The 17753-nt window shown below is 53.7% G+C and carries 13 protein-coding genes and 1 tRNA gene; 11 read left to right on the top strand and 3 right to left on the bottom strand.

What is annotated here, in order from left to right:
* Window positions 1-9 precede the first annotated feature (9 nt).
* The 4 genes from P6287_RS16745 to P6287_RS16730 all read left to right on the top strand — a co-directional run bounded on the left by P6287_RS16745 (window position 10) and on the right by P6287_RS16730 (window position 4031).
* Window positions 10-657 (top strand): response regulator transcription factor, encoded by a 648-nt coding sequence (locus tag P6287_RS16745; protein WP_231103554.1) that lies wholly within the window; start codon window positions 10-12, stop codon window positions 655-657.
* A 170-nt stretch (window positions 658-827) separates the two neighbouring features.
* Window positions 828-1859, top strand: coding sequence for an L-idonate 5-dehydrogenase (idnD, locus tag P6287_RS16740; RefSeq protein WP_277974135.1), 1032 nt, complete (start codon window positions 828-830; stop codon window positions 1857-1859).
* 9 nt (window positions 1860-1868) lie between these two features.
* Complete coding sequence (gene idnO / locus P6287_RS16735) at window positions 1869-2633, top strand: gluconate 5-dehydrogenase (RefSeq protein WP_101762923.1); 765 nt, start codon at window positions 1869-1871, stop codon at window positions 2631-2633.
* Window positions 2634-2711: 78 nt separating this feature from the next.
* Window positions 2712-4031 (top strand): gluconate:H+ symporter, encoded by a 1320-nt coding sequence (locus P6287_RS16730; protein ID WP_192412221.1) that lies wholly within the window; start codon window positions 2712-2714, stop codon window positions 4029-4031.
* A 30-nt stretch (window positions 4032-4061) separates the two neighbouring features.
* Here the strand turns inward: P6287_RS16730 and P6287_RS16725 are convergent, their stop codons facing one another.
* Window positions 4062-4781 carry a polyphenol oxidase family protein gene (locus P6287_RS16725; RefSeq protein WP_277974134.1) on the bottom strand — a complete coding sequence of 240 codons (720 nt, stop codon included), beginning with the start codon at window positions 4779-4781 and terminating at the stop codon, window positions 4062-4064.
* Between the two features lie 109 nt (window positions 4782-4890).
* On the opposite strand from P6287_RS16725, the gene P6287_RS16720 reads away from it, so the two are divergent.
* The 3 genes from P6287_RS16720 (at window position 4891) to P6287_RS16710 (ending at window position 9577) form a co-directional block, all read left to right on the top strand.
* Entirely contained in the window at window positions 4891-5700 is an 810-nt protein-coding gene (locus P6287_RS16720) for a 5'-nucleotidase, lipoprotein e(P4) family (protein WP_101762925.1), read from the top strand.
* A gap of 682 nt (window positions 5701-6382) precedes the next feature.
* The gene (locus tag P6287_RS16715) at window positions 6383-7858 is read left to right on the top strand and encodes a SulP family inorganic anion transporter (protein ID WP_192412217.1); all 1476 of its coding nucleotides are present in this window, start codon (window positions 6383-6385) and stop codon (window positions 7856-7858) included.
* Between the two features lie 294 nt (window positions 7859-8152).
* Window positions 8153-9577 (top strand): GGDEF domain-containing protein, encoded by a 1425-nt coding sequence (locus P6287_RS16710; RefSeq protein ID WP_192412215.1) that lies wholly within the window; start codon window positions 8153-8155, stop codon window positions 9575-9577.
* Between the two features lie 16 nt (window positions 9578-9593).
* Here the strand turns inward: P6287_RS16710 and ddlA are convergent, their stop codons facing one another.
* On the bottom strand, window positions 9594-10688 hold the full coding sequence (gene ddlA / locus P6287_RS16705; protein ID WP_277974133.1) for a D-alanine--D-alanine ligase: 1095 nt from the start codon (window positions 10686-10688) through the stop codon (window positions 9594-9596).
* A 267-nt stretch (window positions 10689-10955) separates the two neighbouring features.
* Here ddlA and P6287_RS16700 point away from each other — a divergent pair, with 267 nt between their 5' ends.
* The 4 genes from P6287_RS16700 to P6287_RS16685 all read left to right on the top strand — a co-directional run bounded on the left by P6287_RS16700 (window position 10956) and on the right by P6287_RS16685 (window position 17426).
* Window positions 10956-13253, top strand: a complete 2298-nt coding sequence (locus tag P6287_RS16700; protein ID WP_277974132.1) for a type I secretion system permease/ATPase — start codon at window positions 10956-10958, stop codon at window positions 13251-13253.
* Complete coding sequence (locus tag P6287_RS16695) at window positions 13250-14491, top strand: HlyD family type I secretion periplasmic adaptor subunit (RefSeq protein WP_137386563.1); 1242 nt, start codon at window positions 13250-13252, stop codon at window positions 14489-14491. The genes P6287_RS16700 and P6287_RS16695 overlap by 4 nt, the downstream gene beginning before the upstream one ends.
* A gap of 5 nt (window positions 14492-14496) precedes the next feature.
* Entirely contained in the window at window positions 14497-16380 is a 1884-nt protein-coding gene (locus P6287_RS16690) for a TolC family protein (protein ID WP_277974131.1), read from the top strand.
* 341 nt (window positions 16381-16721) lie between these two features.
* Window positions 16722-17426, top strand: a complete 705-nt coding sequence (locus P6287_RS16685; RefSeq protein WP_110867369.1) for an MgtC/SapB family protein — start codon at window positions 16722-16724, stop codon at window positions 17424-17426.
* 109 nt (window positions 17427-17535) lie between these two features.
* Here P6287_RS16685 and P6287_RS16680 read toward each other — a convergent pair.
* Window positions 17536-17611: transfer RNA gene (locus P6287_RS16680), tRNA-Ile, on the bottom strand.
* Window positions 17612-17753 lie beyond the last annotated feature (142 nt).

Below are 17753 nucleotides of genomic sequence, written 5' to 3'. Positions count from 1 at the left end.
GATCACCCCATGGTTCGTACCGTTTTCGAGTTGTGTTTAAAACATGAGCCCGATATTCATTTGGTGGGAACCTGGGCTTCAAGTAATGAATTATTTAATCAGCTGAGAAGTACCGTAGTCGATGTGCTGGTACTGGATTTCCTGCTGGGTGAACGTGAACTGGATGGTTTGGCGCTGGTGAAGCAACTGCGTAATCATTATCCCCAGCAAAAAATTCTGATCTCTTCTTCAATGGAGAGTCCGGCCATCGTCAAAATGGTGCTAAGCGCAGGCGTGAAGGGCTTTATTGGTAAAAGCCACAATATGCAGGAAATTACCCATGCGATTCGTCAGGTGGCGCAGGGCCGTTTGTTCTTGTCTAAAGAAGTCGCCTACGAGGTTGAAAATCTCTATGTCATGAGCGAAGAGTCGCTGGATGACAGCCTCGATTTTAGCAGCAAAGGCAATATGTATGAGAAGGTGAAAACCCTCAGCCCGCGTGAAGTTGAAGTGGTGCGTTGTTTTCTCGATGGTTTGAGCGTGTCACAAATTGCCGTGAAGTTTAAGCGCAGCCGTAAAACCGTGAGCGGGCAGAAACAATCGGCGCTGAAAAAGCTCGGTTTACGTTCGGATTCTGAACTGTTCAAATACAGCCACGACCTGATGTCAGGCTATTAATTCTCTTCACAGGCGGCCACTTACGGCCGCCTGTTTTCTCTTCGGCATCGCAGACTTCACGTTCCAGGTAACAGCTTTCCGTAACATGTCTTTAGGTGATGTTCATCACAGTTTTAAGCCGCATAACCCGGTCTGATGGCCCCCATTGCTACAGCTCTTATGGGGACGTTATGAATATCGAAACGCAATCCGGCGTAATCACTGGAAAAAAACAAGTCAGCGTTGCGCAGCAGCAGGTGAAATGGGACGGCAAAGGTACGCTGGTGCGTATCACGCGTGGCGGCATTTGTGGATCCGATCTGCATTACTATCAGGAAGGCAAGGTCGGTAGTTTTGAGATCAAAATGCCGATGATCCTGGGCCACGAAGTGATTGGTTATGTGGTGGAGAGCGACAATCCAGCACTTAAACCCCAACAAAAAGTCGCGGTAAATCCCTCTAAGCCTTGCGGCGCGTGCAAATATTGCCAGCGCGATCAGGAAAACCAGTGCACCACCATGCGCTTCTTCGGCAGCGCCATGTATGTGCCGCACGTTGACGGCGGTTTTACCCAATACAAAGTGGTGGATAGCGCGCAATGCGTGCCGTTCCCGCAGGATGCTGATGAAACGGTCATGGTGTTCGCTGAGCCGCTGGCGGTGTGTATTCACGCCACGCAGCAGGCAGGTGATCTCACCGGCAAGCACGTGTTTATCTCAGGCGTGGGTCCGATTGGCTGCCTGATTGCGGCGGCGGCCAAAGCGCGCGGCGCGGCCTCCATTGTGTGCAGCGATATCAGCGAGCGTTCACTGGAGATGGCGCAGCAGATGGGCGCAAGCGAGGTGATTCATGCCGCCGACGGCGATTTCGCGCCCTATCTTGCCGACAAAGGCTATTTCGATGTGGCGTTTGAAGCCTCCGGCCATCCTTCTTCGCTGCAGCGCTGCCTCGATGTGGTGTGCGCCAAAGGTACGCTGGTGCAGGTTGGCATGGGCGGCCCCATTCCCAATTTCCCGATCATGGCGCTGATTGCCAAAGAGATTAATCTGGTTGGTTCCTTCCGCTTTACTCATGAATTCAACACCGCCGTCGAATGGCTGGCTACCGGCGTGGTAAACCCGTTGCCGCTGTTCAGCGGTGAGTATGCCTTGCAGGATATCGATGCCGCGCTGCAGTTTGCCGGCGATAAAACCCGTGCCGCTAAAGTCCAGTTAACCTTTTAAGGAGCAGTGATGAGCCAGTTATTTTCCCTCGAAGGCAAGCGTGTGCTGCTGACCGGTTCGGCGCGCGGCATTGGATATCTGCTGGCGCGCGGCCTGGCGGAAGCCGGTGCTGACGTGATCGTCAACGCCACTACGCACGAAGGCGCAGAGAAGGGCGCGGCGCAGCTGCGTGAGTTGGGCTTACGCGCGCACGCCAAAGCGTTTGATGTCACGCAATCGGCGCAGGTGAAACAGGCGGTAGATGAGATCGAAGCGGAGTGGGGCGCGATTGATGTGCTGGTGAATAATGCTGGCATCCAGCGTCGTCGGCCGTTCCTTGAATTCCCGGAGCAGGACTGGAATGACGTTATCGCGGTCAACCAGACCGCCGTATTCCTGGTTTCGCAAACCGTGGCGAAAAAAATGGTCGAGCGTCAGCAGGGTAAAATCATCAATATCGGTTCGATGCAGAGCGAATTAGGGCGCGACACCATCACGCCTTACGCGGCCTCCAAAGGCGCGGTGACTATGCTGACGCGCGGCATGTGCGTGGAGTTGGCGCGTCACAATATTCAGGTGAACGCCATTGCGCCGGGCTATTTCGTCACGGAGATGACTCAGGCGCTGGCTGACGATCCTGCCTTTACCGGCTGGCTAACCAAGCGCACGCCAGCCGCTCGCTGGGGCAAACCGGAAGAGCTGATTGGCGCGGCAGTGTTCCTTGCTTCCGGTGCATCGAACTTCGTTAACGGGCATCTGCTGTTCGTTGACGGTGGCATGCGCGTCGCCGTGTGATGACCGGGCGCGGCTGGCATTATCATCGGGCCGCGCCTAAACCTTAATCACCCCTCTGTATTCCTAAGGATAATAAAAATGCCAATAACCATCATTGTGCTGGGTGTGATACTGCTGCTGGTGTTGATGATTGTATTTAAGGTCAATGGCTTCATTGCTTTGGTATTTGTCTCGGCGGTGGTCGGTATTGCCGAAGGCATGACGCCACTGAATGTAATGGCCTCGATCCAGAAAGGTATCGGCTCGACGCTGGGCGGATTAGCCATGATCCTTGGCTTCGGCGCCATGCTCGGGCGGCTGGTTTCCGATACCGGTGCCGCACAACGCGTGGCTACCACGCTGATCGCTGCTTTTGGTAAAGAGCGGCTGCAATGGGCGCTGGTGGTGACCGGACTGATCGTCGGCCTGGCGATGTTCTATGAGGTTGGCTTCGTGCTGTTGCTGCCGCTGGTGTTCACTATCGTGGCGGCTGCCGGTTTGCCGCTGTTGTACGTCGGCGTACCGATGGTCGCCGCGCTCTCGGTCACTCACTGCTTCCTGCCGCCGCATCCTGGCCCGACGGCGATTGCCACTATCTTTGGCGCTAATCTTGGTACCACGTTGCTCTACGGCATGATCATCACCATTCCAACGGTGATTATTGCCGGACCGATTTTCTCGAAGTTCCTTAAAAGCTTTGAGAAGTCACCGCCGGAAGGGCTCTACAACCCAAAAATCTTCACGGAAGAGGAGATGCCAGGCTTCGGCATCAGTATTTTTGCCGCAGTGATTCCGGTGGTGCTGATGGCGATTGCCGCCGTCTTCGAGTTGACCACGCCGAAAGAGAACGCGCTGCGTCAGTTCTTCGAATTCATCGGTAATCCGGCAGTGGCGCTGTTTATCGCGGTGGTGATAGCGGTGCTGACGTTGGGGCTGCGCAATGGCCGTAAGATGGAAGAAGTGATGGATATGTGCGGCGAGTCGATTGCCGCCATCGCCATGATCATCTTTATCATCGCGGGCGGCGGTGCATTTAAACAGGTGCTGGTGGATAGCGGCGTGGGTAACTACATCGCCGATATGATGAAGGGATCGTCACTGTCACCGCTGCTGATGTGCTGGACGGTTGCGGCAATGCTGCGCGTGGCGCTGGGTTCAGCCACGGTGGCGGCGATCACCACCGCCGGTATTGTGACGCCAATTATCGCGGCCACGCATGCCGATCCGGCCTTGATGGTACTGGCGGTGGGTTCCGGCAGCGTGATCGCTTCACACGTGAACGATCCCGGCTTCTGGCTGTTCAAGGGTTACTTCAACCTGAGCGTGGTGGAGACCCTGAAAACCTGGACGGTGATGGAGACGCTGATTTCGATTCTCGGTTTAGCCGGCGTGTTGGCGCTCAATGCCATAATTCACTGATCGATAAAGCTTCACAAGGACGTGAAGCTCTTAACCGCGCGTGCGGATCCACGAGAAGCGTGACTGATAGCCGCTGTCAAAATGGGTGTTGTAGCGATAGCTGGAACCCGCTTCCGCCATGCAGTAGGTACAGACGTTCAGCACTTCAATATGTTCCGCCACCACTCCCCGCTGTAACAACAAGCCTCGCGCCAGGTTAGGCAGATCAAACCAGATTCCATCCTGCTGGGCCCGCGCCTGCGGACGGATCGCTTGTGCGTTGTGCGGCTGCTGGGTGGAGTAGGGTAACGGCGGAAGATCGTGACGATCCTGCATCTGTGTCACCAGATCGTTACCCAGTTCATAGCAGCACGGCCCGATCGCTGGACCGATTACCACACGCAGCGTTTCACGGCTGGCGCCGCGCTCCAGCAGACGATCAATCGCGTTGTTCAATACGCCACCGAGCGTGCCTTTTAATCCGGCGTGCACCGCCGCAACCTGCTGTTGTTGCGGGTCGGCAAATAACACCGGCAGACAATCGGCGGTATACACCGCGACCGGCAGATGATCTTCGCCAATCAAGCCATCCGATTCGCAACGTTTAGGCGGGATGTTTTGGCTTGCCAGCAACACATTGGCGCTGTGACGCTGTTGACCATAAGCCGCCTCTGCCGGAACGGCCTGGCCAGCCGGCTGAAAGGCGTATTCCAGCCAGGAAAAGTCATCCAATAGTCTTGATCGTGGACCGCTGTGGGGGTGCTGTACCATAAGTGTCTCCTCTCACCAAACCGCTGCTTTCTGCTGCCCACAGCTTACGTTAACTGCTACATTTTTAAAGCTTTACAAAAACTGACCCTAATCACTTAAGGATGAAATGATGAAGAAAACCACCTTGCTGGCGGCATCCGGCTTAATGGCGCTGGCATTAACCGGTTGTGCGCAGCCTTCTAAACAGCAGGCTCAGCAGCAGCTCGGCCAGCAATCGGTGCTGGCAGTGAACTGGTTCCAGCAATCCGGCGAATATCAGGCATTAAGCTGGCAGGCGTTTAACAGCGCGCGCATGGCCTTCGATCAGGCGCCATCGCTGGCGGGTAAACCGAAAGCGGTTATCGTCGATTTAGATGAAACGATGATTGATAACAGCGCCTACAGCGCGTGGCAGGCGAAAAACGGCCAGCCCTTCTCGGGTAAAACCTGGTCAGCGTGGACGCAGGCGCGTCAGGCAACGGCCGTTCCGGGCGCAGTGGAGTTTGCCAACTACGTCAACAGCCACGGCGGCACTATGTTCTATATCTCCAACCGCGACCAAAAAGATTTTGCCGCAACGGTGGAGAACCTGAATAAGCTGGGCTTCAGCGGCGTGAGCGAGAAAACGGTGCGCTTGAGTACCGGTAATTCTAACAAGCAAGAGCGCTTCGACGCGGTGAAGAATGCCGGTTACAACGTGGTGCTGTATGTGGGCGACAACTTGAATGACTTTGGCGGTTCAACCTGGCATCAGGGAAATGCGCAGCGTCAGCAGTTCGTTAGCCTTAATCATCAGCGTTTTGGCACCCAATTCATCGTGTTACCGAACCCGCTGTATGGCGACTGGGAAAGTGGCATGGCGGAAAACTACAACAAACTCACGCCTGAGCAGCAACTGCAGGTGCGTGAAGCGCGTATGAAAGCGTGGAACGGTAAATAATTCGTCAGGTAAAATAGCGTCTGCTTAGGCAGGCGCATTCATGTCCTTTTCAGGTCCATCAATATTTACATAACTCCGTAACTATTATTCCCCTCACTGTTTTCCTGATCTCTTACTAAATTCATGGCAACTGAATAGCGAAATATCTCGTCTTATTTGCTAAATGGCAGTGAATCGCACTAATCATAAATTTTTTAATTAGGAATTCTCCCAGCTCATAAGGATTAAATTATAGCGTCGCTAAAATGGCATATAATTTTTGCGTGTATTGTTTTGTAATTGCACCGAAAATATCACATTTAAAATCGCTCTTATTTAATTGTTAATAATGCTTTTTATCGATCCTGCTCATCATTCCGCTCCTTGCATAAACTTACCTGATTCATACGTTTATTGAATTTGTGTTTACAAAAAGATTCGTTTTGTCGACGTCAGAAATATTCATGATGCAAGGTAATGCTTAAGCGTCTATAAACTATTTTTGTGAGGAAGTTCTGCTTTCATCCTCAATGGTTCTCCATAGCCGCGTTTAATGACGTCGCTATCTGCCTGAAAGCGATCTTTTTAAATGTTGAGAGAAGATTATTGTGATGACCCTGAAACCCTTATTAGTGATAAATCGTACTCTGGCTTTGCGGCGCCGCGCGCGGTTAATTCAGCCATCTGCAGAGGAATCAACGCCATGAATTTAAGCACGCTTCGTCAGGATATTCCGGCTGGTTTGGTGGTGTTTCTGGTCGCGCTGCCGCTCTGTCTTGGCATCGCGCAGGCGAGTGGATTGCCGCCCTTTGCGGGTCTGCTCACCGGCGTGATTGGTGGGTTGCTGGTGACTGCGCTGAGCCCCTCGCGTTTTGCGGTTAGTGGTCCGGCGGCGGGATTGGTAACGATTGTGGTCGCGTCGATCGCCACGCTAGGCAGCTTTTCCGCCTTTCTCACCGCGCTGATTCTGGCGGGTGTGTTGCAGTGCCTGTTTGGCTTACTGCGTGCAGGACGTTTTATCGCCTTAGTGCCGAGCAGCGTGATTAAAGGCATGCTGGCGGCGATTGGTATTTTGCTGATTATGCAGCAAATTCCGGTAGCATTCGGCGCGGCGGGCGATGTTGAGCTGTTGTCGCTGGTAAACGGGGAATTTCATTTTTCCAGCAGCGCGATGCTGGTTGCTGGCGTGGGATTGGCTATTTTATGGCTGTGGACCACGCCGCTGATCAAGTCAGTTAAAGTGCTGAGCTGGATGCCCGGTCCGCTGGTAGCGGTGCTGGTAGGCTGTGCGGCGACGGTGTTTGGGGATCGCCTGTTTCCAGCGTTAGCTGATGGCTTGCCGCGTATCGCGCTGCCCGCGTTCGACAGCATGTCGGCGCTGGTGGCTGAACTGGAAACGCCAGACTGGCAAGCGTGGCAGAATCCTGCAGTGTGGATGGTGGCGATCACGCTGGCGCTGGTCGCGAGCCTTGAAACGCTGCTCAGCCAGGAAGCGCTGAAGAAACTGCGTCCGCAACATCCTGCACCTTCACCCAACAAAGAGATGTTTGCGCAGGGCATTGGTAACCTGACCGCTGGTTTCCTTGGCGCGATGCCGATTACTGCAGTGATTGTGCGCAGTTCGGTGAACGTCAGCGTTGGCGCGCAAACCAAACTGTCGATTCTGATTCATGGTGTGCTGCTGTTAATCTGCGGCCTGTGGTTCAGTAATCTGCTTAACGCGATTCCCCTTGCCAGCCTTGCGGCGGTGCTGCTTTATACCGGCTATAAGCTGGCCACGCCGCGCCTGTTCATTGAGCAGATGCGCATGGGACCGCAGCAATATGTGCCATTCCTTGCCACCATTGGCGGCATTATTGTGTTTGGCATGCTGGCCGGCATCGGAATTGGCATCGCTACGCAAATCCTCTACAGCATCTATAAAAGCCATCGCAACGCCTTGCAGCTCACGCGACATGACGATCACTACGTTTTACGCCTGCAGCAAAATCTGACCTTTATGCACAATCCAAAGCTGCAGGGATTGCTGGCAGAGATCCCGGAAAACAGCGTGGTGATTGCTGAGCACGGCAATGCCCAATATATGGATCCCGACGTTAAAGCGGTGCTAAAAGACTTTGGTGAAAACGCACGTAAACGTGGCATTCGTCTGAGTCAATGGCCTGTTGCGGTGAAATAGCCATAAGTCTGTGCTGGAACAACCGTTTTTAAAACTAAAAATCGGATATCTCGGATAGCCGATTTTTTTATTTACAGGGCATAATTGCCACAAGTTTTATCCTTTGTCTCTGGCGTTTCTACAATGCCATTAGGCGCGACGCTGCTTTTTATGGCAGGTGAGCGCCGCCCAGCCGCAGAGTAGGATGACGAACACTTGCTTAATTACCGAATCATCGCACGGTTATTTCCGGTTTAATGCTTGCTGATGCTTAGGGTTGATGCCGGCACTTTCCAGGTTACAGGGTTCAGACGTATGCGCGTTATGCTGTTTGAAGAGAATAATTTTAAAAAGAATGCCCTCACGCTGTTTTTCATTACGCTGTTTTTCTGCTTTATCGGCAGCCATTTACGCATCCCCGAAGAGTTCTCACTATTCTGGCCGGTGAATGCGCTGGTGGCGGGATTAATAGTGAGGAATCCGTTTTTACACACTACCTCCAGCTATCTGGTGTGCTTCAGTGCGATGATTTTTAACGACACGGTATTTTCCGGCTGGGCGCTGCCAGCGTTTACCGTCAATTTTGCCAACATTCTGTTTATTCTCGTCGCGGTCAGCATGCTGATCAAACATCTGCAACGTCCTTCCGCCCACAGCCAGGTGTTCAATGCCATGCGCATTTTTCCCGCCTGTTTTCTTGGCGCGGCGGCTTGTGCAACCTGGGGCGCGTGGGCACAGGATATTGATTTCAATGCGCGCTTTATTGTGGCGTGGAGCGACTGGTTCAGCGAACAGTTCTCTACTTCGCTGATGCTGCTGCCGGTGATGCTGGCACGCCCGTTGCGAACGGTTTCACCGCACACCTTGCTGCATCCCGGCAAACTGCTGCCGCTGGCGGCGGTCATCCTGTCGCTGATCGTTGGGGCATTGATTGGCGGGGCCGGCAGCCTGACGTTCCCGGTTCCGGCGCTGATCTGGTGTGCCATCGTGTTGCCGATTCCATTGACCAGCTTAGTGATCCTGATAACCGGTATTACGGAGATTGTGCTGGTGTCGCATGGTGTGATGAACATCCAGGGTGACGATGCACTGCTGCCGATTAGCCATCTCACCTCGGCACGGCTTGGCGTCGCCACCGTTGCGCTCAGCCCGCTGCTGGTGGCGGTGAGCATGGATGCGATCCGCCAGTTAAATCATCGCCTTGCACTCCGCGCTAATTTTGATTTTCTCACCCAGTTGCTGTCCCGTTCCGGTCTGTATGAAAGCTTAAGAAATGAACCTTTCTCGCTACAACGGGAAGCAGGCGTTATTATGCTTGATGTCGACTATTTCAAAGCCATTAACGACAATTTTGGCCACGATGCCGGTGATTGCGTGCTGGAAGAGATTGCGCGGCGCATTCAGCGCGTAGTTGGCAATCGTGGCATGGTGTGTCGCTTTGGTGGCGAAGAGTTTGTGATGGTGATGTTCGATTGTAGCCATAGCCAGCTTTACCAACTCGCCGAAACGGTACGTCAGGCGATGGTCAAAGAGAAGTTCTGGATTCAGGGCAACACGGTGACGGTAACTGCCAGTTTAGGTCTGGCGCGCGGCAGTGCGCAGAATGAACGTGAATGGCCAAGCGTGATCAATCGCTTAGTGTCAGCGGCGGATAAGAATCTTTATCTTTCCAAACGCAATGGTCGTAATCAAACCTCACCGGCGATGGAGCCGCGCAGCATGATGAATGACGTGGCCTGAGCCACGTCATGGCGATTCAAACGCTACTTTTCAGTTGGCTGGTTTGCTGGTGACGCTGCTGAGCCAGCTCAATCAGACGGGAAATCAGATCGCTGTAGCTCAAACCCGCTGCCTGCCATAACTTCGGATACATGCTGATATTGGTAAAACCCGGCAAAGTATTCACTTCATTGACAATGATCTCGCCGCTTTCCGTCAGAAACACGTCAACACGCGCCATGCCAAAACACTCCAGCGCCTGAAACGCAGTAATTGCCACCTGACGAATCGCCTCGCTGGCTTCATCGCTGATTGCCGCTGGCACCACCACTTGCGCGCCGCTTTCGCTGATGTATTTGGTGTCGTATGAGTAGAAGGCATCATGCACCACCACTTCGCCGCACGGGCTGGCTTCTGGCGCATCGTTGCCCAGCACGGCACATTCAATCTCGCGCCCCTTAATCCCTTGCTCGATCAAGACTTTGCGATCAAACGTAAAGGCGAGATCCAGCGCGGCAACGAACGCTTCAGGGCTCTCGACTTTGCTCACGCCAACGGACGATCCCTGGTTAGCCGGTTTGATAAACAGCGGCAGGCCAAAGCGTGCAATCACGGCCTCAGCATCAATGTTCGCGCGCTGTGCCTGCGTCACGCTCAGCCAGGGGGCAACGTTCAGTCCGGCATCACGCAGCAGCCGCTTGGTAAAATCTTTGTCCATGCTGACGGCAGACCCGAGCACGTCAGAGCCGACAAACGGCAGATTCGCCATACGCAATAAGCCCTGTAGCGAGCCATCTTCACCCAGCGTGCCGTGCACGATGGGGAAAATGACATCCAGCTGTGACAAAGGCTGCGCTTGCTGACGGGTAATCAGCTGCTGGGAAGAACTGCCCGGAACCAGCGCGACATTTTCACCTGAACGATTAAGCGCAATCAGCTTCGGGTTCTCAGCGTTGAGCAAGTATCCCGAAGCATCATTGAGATGCCATTCACCCTGTTTATCGATTCCCAGCAACACCACCTCGTACTTGCTCTTATCGATGGCTTCGAGGATGTTTTTGGCCGATTGTAATGACACTTCATGCTCGGCCGATTTGCCGCCAAACACGATCCCTACGCGCTGTTTCACCATTGCTATTTGTCCGATTGCGATAAAGCGAGCCAGTAAGATAACACGCCCAGGACGAGCATCAACAGCCTTGCATTTTTCTGCGCCAGGCAGTGCAAAAAGCCCGCCTCCGTGCCTGCAATCACGAGTTTAAACAATTATTCCTAACCGTTTGAGACAAGTCTTGGACTGCTCAAAACCTGCCTTCTGTCAGAATTTTCCCAATTCAAACAGGTGCAACGGTGGGCAATGTGCTCACCGTTTTTTTGTCAGGTTTACAGGAGTCGGGAAATGGTCGACCAGAAGCAGGATGCTGTGGAGCAGGATGCGCGTTCTGTTGCTCGTATTGAAACCACGGTAGATGACACGCTGTTAAAAAGCGTGGCTTGGATCTGCAAACACTATAAACGCGAGAAAAGTGAAGAAGCGCTGGTGGCAGGTTTGCCAAAAGCGACATTGCTCTCACCATCACAGGCCATGACAGCGCTCGAAAACGCCGGCATTACCGGCGGCATGGTTGAGCGTCGTCTGCAGGATCTGCCGGAGCAGTTGATGCCGATGATTCTGCTGCGCAAAGGGGGCGGCGGTTGCATTGTGCTGTCGCGCCGCATTCACACTAATGAGGAAAATCAACGCGAATTGCGCTTCCAGCTGGTGATGCCAGAAGTCAGCGCTTCAGCCGTTGAGATGAATCTGGCCGAGCTGAATGAGATCTACGCGGGCTTCGCCGTCATGGCGAAACCCACTGCTGTGGTCGATGAGCGCGCCAGTGAAATGCTGCCGGAAGTAAAAGGCCATTGGCTGTTCACCACTCTGTGGCGCTATCGCCGCTATTACCGCAGTGCCGCGATTGCGGCGGTATTGATCAACGTTCTCGGTCTTTCCAGCATCTTCTTCACCATGAACGTCTATGACCGTGTGGTGCCGAACCAGGCATTCGTGACACTGTGGTCACTGGCGATTGGCGTGACCATTGCGATGATCTTCGAAGCCGTTACCCGCTTCGTACGCGCGCATCTGCTGGATATGGCCGGTAAAAAGGCCGATTTAGTGCTCGGCAGTATGCTGTTCCGTCAGGCACTTTCTATCCAGATGGAACACAAACCCGCTTCCTCCGGTACCTTCGCCAACCAGATTCGTGAGTATGAATCGGTACGTGACTTCGTGGCATCTGCCACGCTGGCGGCGATTTCCGATCTGCCCTTCATTCTGATGTTTGTGGGTGTGATCTTCTTTATCAGCGGTCCGCTGGCGATCATTCCACTGATGATGATCCCATTGATCATCATCGTCAGTGCCGCGATCCAGTGGCCGCTGGCGCGCATTATGAAAGAGAACTTGCGTGACGCCTCACTCAAACAAGGCGTGCTGATTGAATCAGTTGAAGGTATGGAAACGCTGAAAGCAGTGGGCGGTGAAGCACACATGCAGCGTCGCTGGGAAAATTTCAGTGCACTGCAATCCGCTAACTCGATGAAATCAAAACGCTACTCAACGCTGGCAACCGGCGTGGTGACGTTCCTGCAGCAGTTTCAGACGGTGATGTTGGTGGTGGCCGGTGTTTATCTGATCAATGAAGGCACGTTCACCATGGGTGCGATGATCGCCACCGTGATGCTTGCCAGCCGCGCGACTGGCCCGCTCGGTCAGGTTATTGGCCTGGCTGTACGTTATCAGCAGGCAAAAGCGGCGCTAACGTCACTCAACAAGCTGATGGAGATGCCTATTGATCGTGACAGCAGCAAAACCTATCTCACCGATCCGCCGCTGAGTGGTGAGATCACGCTGACCAACGTCAACTTCTCCTATCCGGCACCGCCAATGAAGCCGAACCCAGAGATCCTCAAAGATATCTCGTTGAGCATTAAAGCCGGGGAACGCGTCGCGATTCTTGGCCGCATCGGTAGCGGTAAATCCACCTTATTACGTGTGATGGCGCGTCTTTACCAACCGGTGAAAGGTCAGCTTTCGGCCGATGGTTTGGATGTTAATCAGATTGATCCGGCGGACTGGCGCAAGGCTGTTGGCTTTGTCGGTCAGGATGCGCGTCTGTTCTACGGCACGCTGCGCGAAAACGTAATGATTGGGCGCCCGGACGCCACCGCCAATGAGCTGCTGCGCGTGCTAAATCTGACCGGTTTGGACCACGTTGCGGCACGCCATCCAAGTGGTATCAATTTAACGGTTGGCGAGGGCGGCGAAGGCTTGTCTGGCGGTCAGCGTCAGCTGGTTTCTCTGGCGCGAACGCTGCTCACCCGGCCTAAAGTGCTGCTGATGGATGAGCCAACCAGCGCCATGGATAGCATGACGGAAAACCAATTCCTCGCGCATTTACGTCGCGCCAGTGAAGGACACACGCTGATTGTGGTGACGCATCGTCCATCCATTCTGGCATTGGTCGATCGCATCATCGTGGTGGAAGAAGGCAAAGTGGTGGCGGATGGCCCGAAAGATCAGGTGCTTGCCGCTTTAGAAGGAAAAAATAAAGCCCGCAAACAGCCGCGTCAGGCGGTTGAACCGGCGGTACGTGCGCCAGCTCCCGCTAACGATTCAGCGCCGAAGCAAGCAGCAGAGGAGGCCGCAGTATGAGCAAGTTAATGTCATGGCGTAAGAGCGAGAAAGGTATGTCCGCTGCTGATGCCGAATTTATGAATGACGTGCAGGCTTCTCTGCTGTCGCAGACCACGCCGGGTTCCAAGCTAGTGATGTGGATCATCATTGCGGTGTTAGTTGGTGGCCTTACCTGGGCCAATTACGCACGAGTCGAAGAGATCACTAAAGGCGATGGCAAGGTCATCTCACGCAGCCGTGAACAGGTTATTCAAAGCCTGGAAGGCGGCATTCTGGCAGAGATGAATGTGCGTGAAGGTACGGTTGTAGATCGCGGTGATGTGCTACTGAAAATTGACCCAACGCGTGCGCAATCCAGCTATCGCGAAGTACTGAGTAAAGTGGTGGGTCTGAAGGGCAGCATTGCACGCTTACGTGCTGAAGCTTATTCATTGCCACTGGCGTTTGATGAGCAGGTACAGAGCGATCCCGCCGTTGTGGCGCAGGAAACTAAAGCTTATGAATCGCGCAAACGTGCGCTAAGTGACAGCATCAACTCATTGCAACGCAGTTACGCACTTTCGATGCGCGAGATTCATCTGGCTGAGCCGTTAGCGGCCAAAGGTCTCTTGTCGGAAGTCGAACTACTGCGTATGCAGCGTCAGGCCAATGACATTCAGGCGCAAATCGTCGAACGTCGTAACCGCTATCAATCAGATGCCCACACTGAGCTGGGACGCCTGGAATTAGAACTGAGCCAGGTTAGCGAAAACCTGATTGGCCGTGCCGATATTGTTGATCGCACCACGATCGTCGCACCGGTGCGCGGCACGGTGAAAAACGTACGCGTTAACACCATTGGCGGGGTTATTCAGCCGGGTGAGCACATCCTTGAAATCGTTCCGCTGGAAGAGCAGTTGCTGGTGGAGGGAAAAATCCGTCCGTCGGATGTCGCCTTCCTGCGTCCAGGCTTACCGGCCAAGGTGAAAATCACCGCCTATGACTTTGCCATTTACGGCGGGCTTGATGGGCACGTGGAGTATATCAGTCCGGATACCTTAAAAGACGATCAGAAAGCCGCCAGTGGACGCCCGGATGATACCTACTATCGCGTACTGATCCTGACGGATAAAAGCACGCTGCACGCAGGTAATAAAGATCTGCCGATCATTCCCGGCATGATCGCTACCGTCGAGGTGCGCACGGGTGAGAAAACCATTCTCGATTACCTGCTGAAGCCGGTCCTGAAAGCTAAAGAAGCATTCCGCGAGCGTTAATCATCATGAAAAATAATAACAAGATGCGCCATGCACAGGCGCGTCATCTCTCTCTGCTTGCCGTTTGTATTGCCGTTGTGATGGCGCCCGCGGTTAACGTGATGGCGGATTCCACCAGTGAGTTGATGATGTTTGCGGAAATGAGCGGCCAGCGTCCTGTCGCTCCTGCGGCAGCGCCGGTGCGAACGCAACGTTTGCCAGTTTCTACGGCGCCTGCATCTGCTCCAACGACACCTGCGGCAAAGGTTGCGCAACCAACGTTCACTGCGCCTGCGCCGCTGTTTGTTGAAAGACAGATACCGGAGGTCGCGATTACTCCGCGGGTTCAGCCGTCAGTTGCGCCAATCGTACCGGCCCCAATAGCAGAAGCGCCGCACCAGCGCGAAGCCGCCGAACGTCCTGCACAGATCAGCGCGAAAACCAGCCAGCATGCTGAAATTCAGGGCGGAGGTTTCCTGACGGAAGATCAGCGTCGCCCTGAACCACAGCCGTTTAACCCGATGCAACCGTCGCGAAATGTGAGTCAGCAGCAGGCGGCAGCAACGAAAACCTATGCTCCAGCTGAAAGCGCTAAGGCAGATTTTAGTTATGTTAGCCCTCCAGCAGCGACTACAGCGGCAGAAACGACTTCACCCGTTACGTTAAGCGGCGGAGTTAATGAAACAGTTGCCGAGAGTGAAATACGGCAAAAGTTTCTCTCAGCTGCGCGTATCACCTGGCGAATCAGCCCGGCGCTGAAGTCCTATATTGCTCAGGGTGATGCGGCTGAAGCCAGCGTGGATGAAGCGAAAGGTCAGCGCTGGCCACAAGTTGATGTAAGCGCCGCTTCGGCAACCAAAGAGTTTGGTGGTGGAACTAAAAATTATGAATACCAAGGGAATATGCCGTCTTTAGGTGTTTCAGTAGCGACTAATCTAATCGACTTTGGCCAAACCAGTCGCACCATTGAAAGTCGCGAAGAGCGCGTTAAGTCAGCCTTACAGTCGGTGCAGGCACAGCGAGAAGATTTGGCGATGCAGGTAAGTAACGCCTTGATTGAGTGGAATAAACAGCAGCACGTCATCGCCATCAGTAAGCAGTATTTGGCGCGTATGGCGGAGCTGACCAAAATGCTCAGCGGTATTGTTCAGTCAGATACTGGACGTCGCAGTGAACTGACGCAGGCAAAAGGGCGCTTACTGCAAGCGCAAAGCTACCTGGAAAATGCCGAGTCTCGCGCGCGGGATGTTGAAATCACTCTGAATCGCCTGATGGGCAACAACCGCGTGACTTTACCAGCCAGCGATAAGTGGGCGCTTTCCTTTGGTGATTTAAACCGCCAACTGACGAGTTTGGATGTCCATCCTCTGATCTTGCGCGCCAGCGCTGAGGAGCGAGCAGCATTCAAAGAGGCAGAGGCGATCAAAGCTTCTGGCCTGCCAAAGCTCAACTGGACGGTAAGCAAAAACACTCGTGAAGACCAGCTCGGACGACAACAGGCATGGCAAACCGGCCTGAACGTTAGCTGGGGCTTATTCCGCGGCGGTTCAACCAACGCCCAGGAAATTGCGGCGATTAAACGTGCCGAAGCGAGTCGTCAGCAGGTGCAGGAGCAACGCCGCGATCTGGAAAATCGTGTGCGTGCTGCCAACCAGAATGCACACTCAACAGCGGAACGCGCCGTGCTGTATAAAAACCTGATTGTGGAATCCGATCGGATTCGTAAGGACTTCTTTGATCAGTGGTATCACTTAGGCCGCCGTTCATTGCTGGATGTATTGAGCGCAGAAAGCGATCTGTACAACAACCAGGTCAGTGAAGTCAGCAACCGTTTCGATAGCTATGCCGCCATTATCAGCGGATATGCTAACTCGGGCACGCTAAGTCGTTGGCTAACGACGGGGCGATAACAATTCCATACACCCGCTTCGGCGGGTTTTTTGTTTTAACCCAACGTAAACGAACGGGCTATTTGAGTTGGCAATGCTGCGTAAGTCACTTTAGAATCGCGGCGAATTTTTACCCAAGAGGAGAACGGCATTGGACACAAGTCCCAAACGATTACAGCAGGACCTCGCGGTAAGATAGCCTTCACGCTGTCTTAACTGCGCGTTAAGACGGTGAATTTCCTTCCAGAATCACCCCTTTTCATAAGCACAATGCGGCTGGTTCCCAGCGGTATTCGCACTGTCTGTAATCCATTTATTAATCTTTTGTTCCGCAAACAGAAAGCTGCGGATTGAGGTCTATCATGGATTGGAAAATCTTTTTACTGCGCGTCACTGTCGCGCTGGTTTTGGGTGCGCTGATCGGCAGTGAGCGCCAACTGCGTCAACGCATGACCGGATTACGCACCAATGCGCTGGTGAGCACCGGCGCTTGTCTCTTCGTTCTGATGACACAAAGCGTGCCCGGCATCGCTACGGATGCGTCACGCGTTGCGGCTTATGTGGTTTCCGGTATCGGTTTCCTCGGCGGCGGAGTGATCATGCGCGATGGCTTGAACATCCGCGGATTGAATACCGCCGCCACCTTATGGTGCACCGCGGCCATTGGCGTGCTGTGCAGCATGGGATTGCTGCTGGAGGCGGCCCTCGGCTGCATGGTGATCCTGTGCGCGAATATACTGCTGCGTGAACTGGCCTTGGGTATCAACCGCCAAACCATCGTCTCAGCAGCCGAAGCGATGCAACACTATAAAGTACAAATCATCTGCCTCGCGCAGGATGAGGTTCAGGTTCGCAGCCTAATGCTGCACACGCTGGGCGGCAGCGGATTGCGCCTGCAATCACTGCACAGTGAGGATTTGGATCCGCCGCATCGCATGGAGGTGAATGCTGAGGTGATTGGCAATCCAACATTAACCGATCAGCTGGAAAGCCTGGTGAGCCGCATCAGTCTGGAAAAGGGCGTAAGTTCGGTGCGGTGGCAGGTGAATGAGTTGGAGCGTGATTGATATTTAGATGTGCTTTAGAAAACGTATCGCCATTTGATCGCCACTATGAATGACAAACAAAAAGCCACCTCAAAAGGTGGCTTAACTGCATGATTTTCATCGCTAAATTTGGTGGCCCCTGCTGGGTTTGAACCAGCGACCAAGCGATTATGAGTCGCCTGCTCTAACCACTGAGCTAAGGGGCCAGCGGAGCGGGGATTATAGAGTATCTTGTTAGGGTGATCCAGAGTTCGCCATTTGGATGGTGAAAATTACAGCAATAGCTGACTCATTGATCTCAAAAGAAAATTCTATCGTCCCACGCTCTATCGCTTATTAAGCGCCCAA

The organism is Pantoea sp. X85, assembly GCF_029623675.1.
In the GTDB taxonomy this organism is placed as follows: Bacteria; Pseudomonadota; Gammaproteobacteria; order Enterobacterales; family Enterobacteriaceae; genus Pantoea; species Pantoea leporis.
This window is presented reverse-complemented; position numbering and strand designations above follow the sequence as displayed.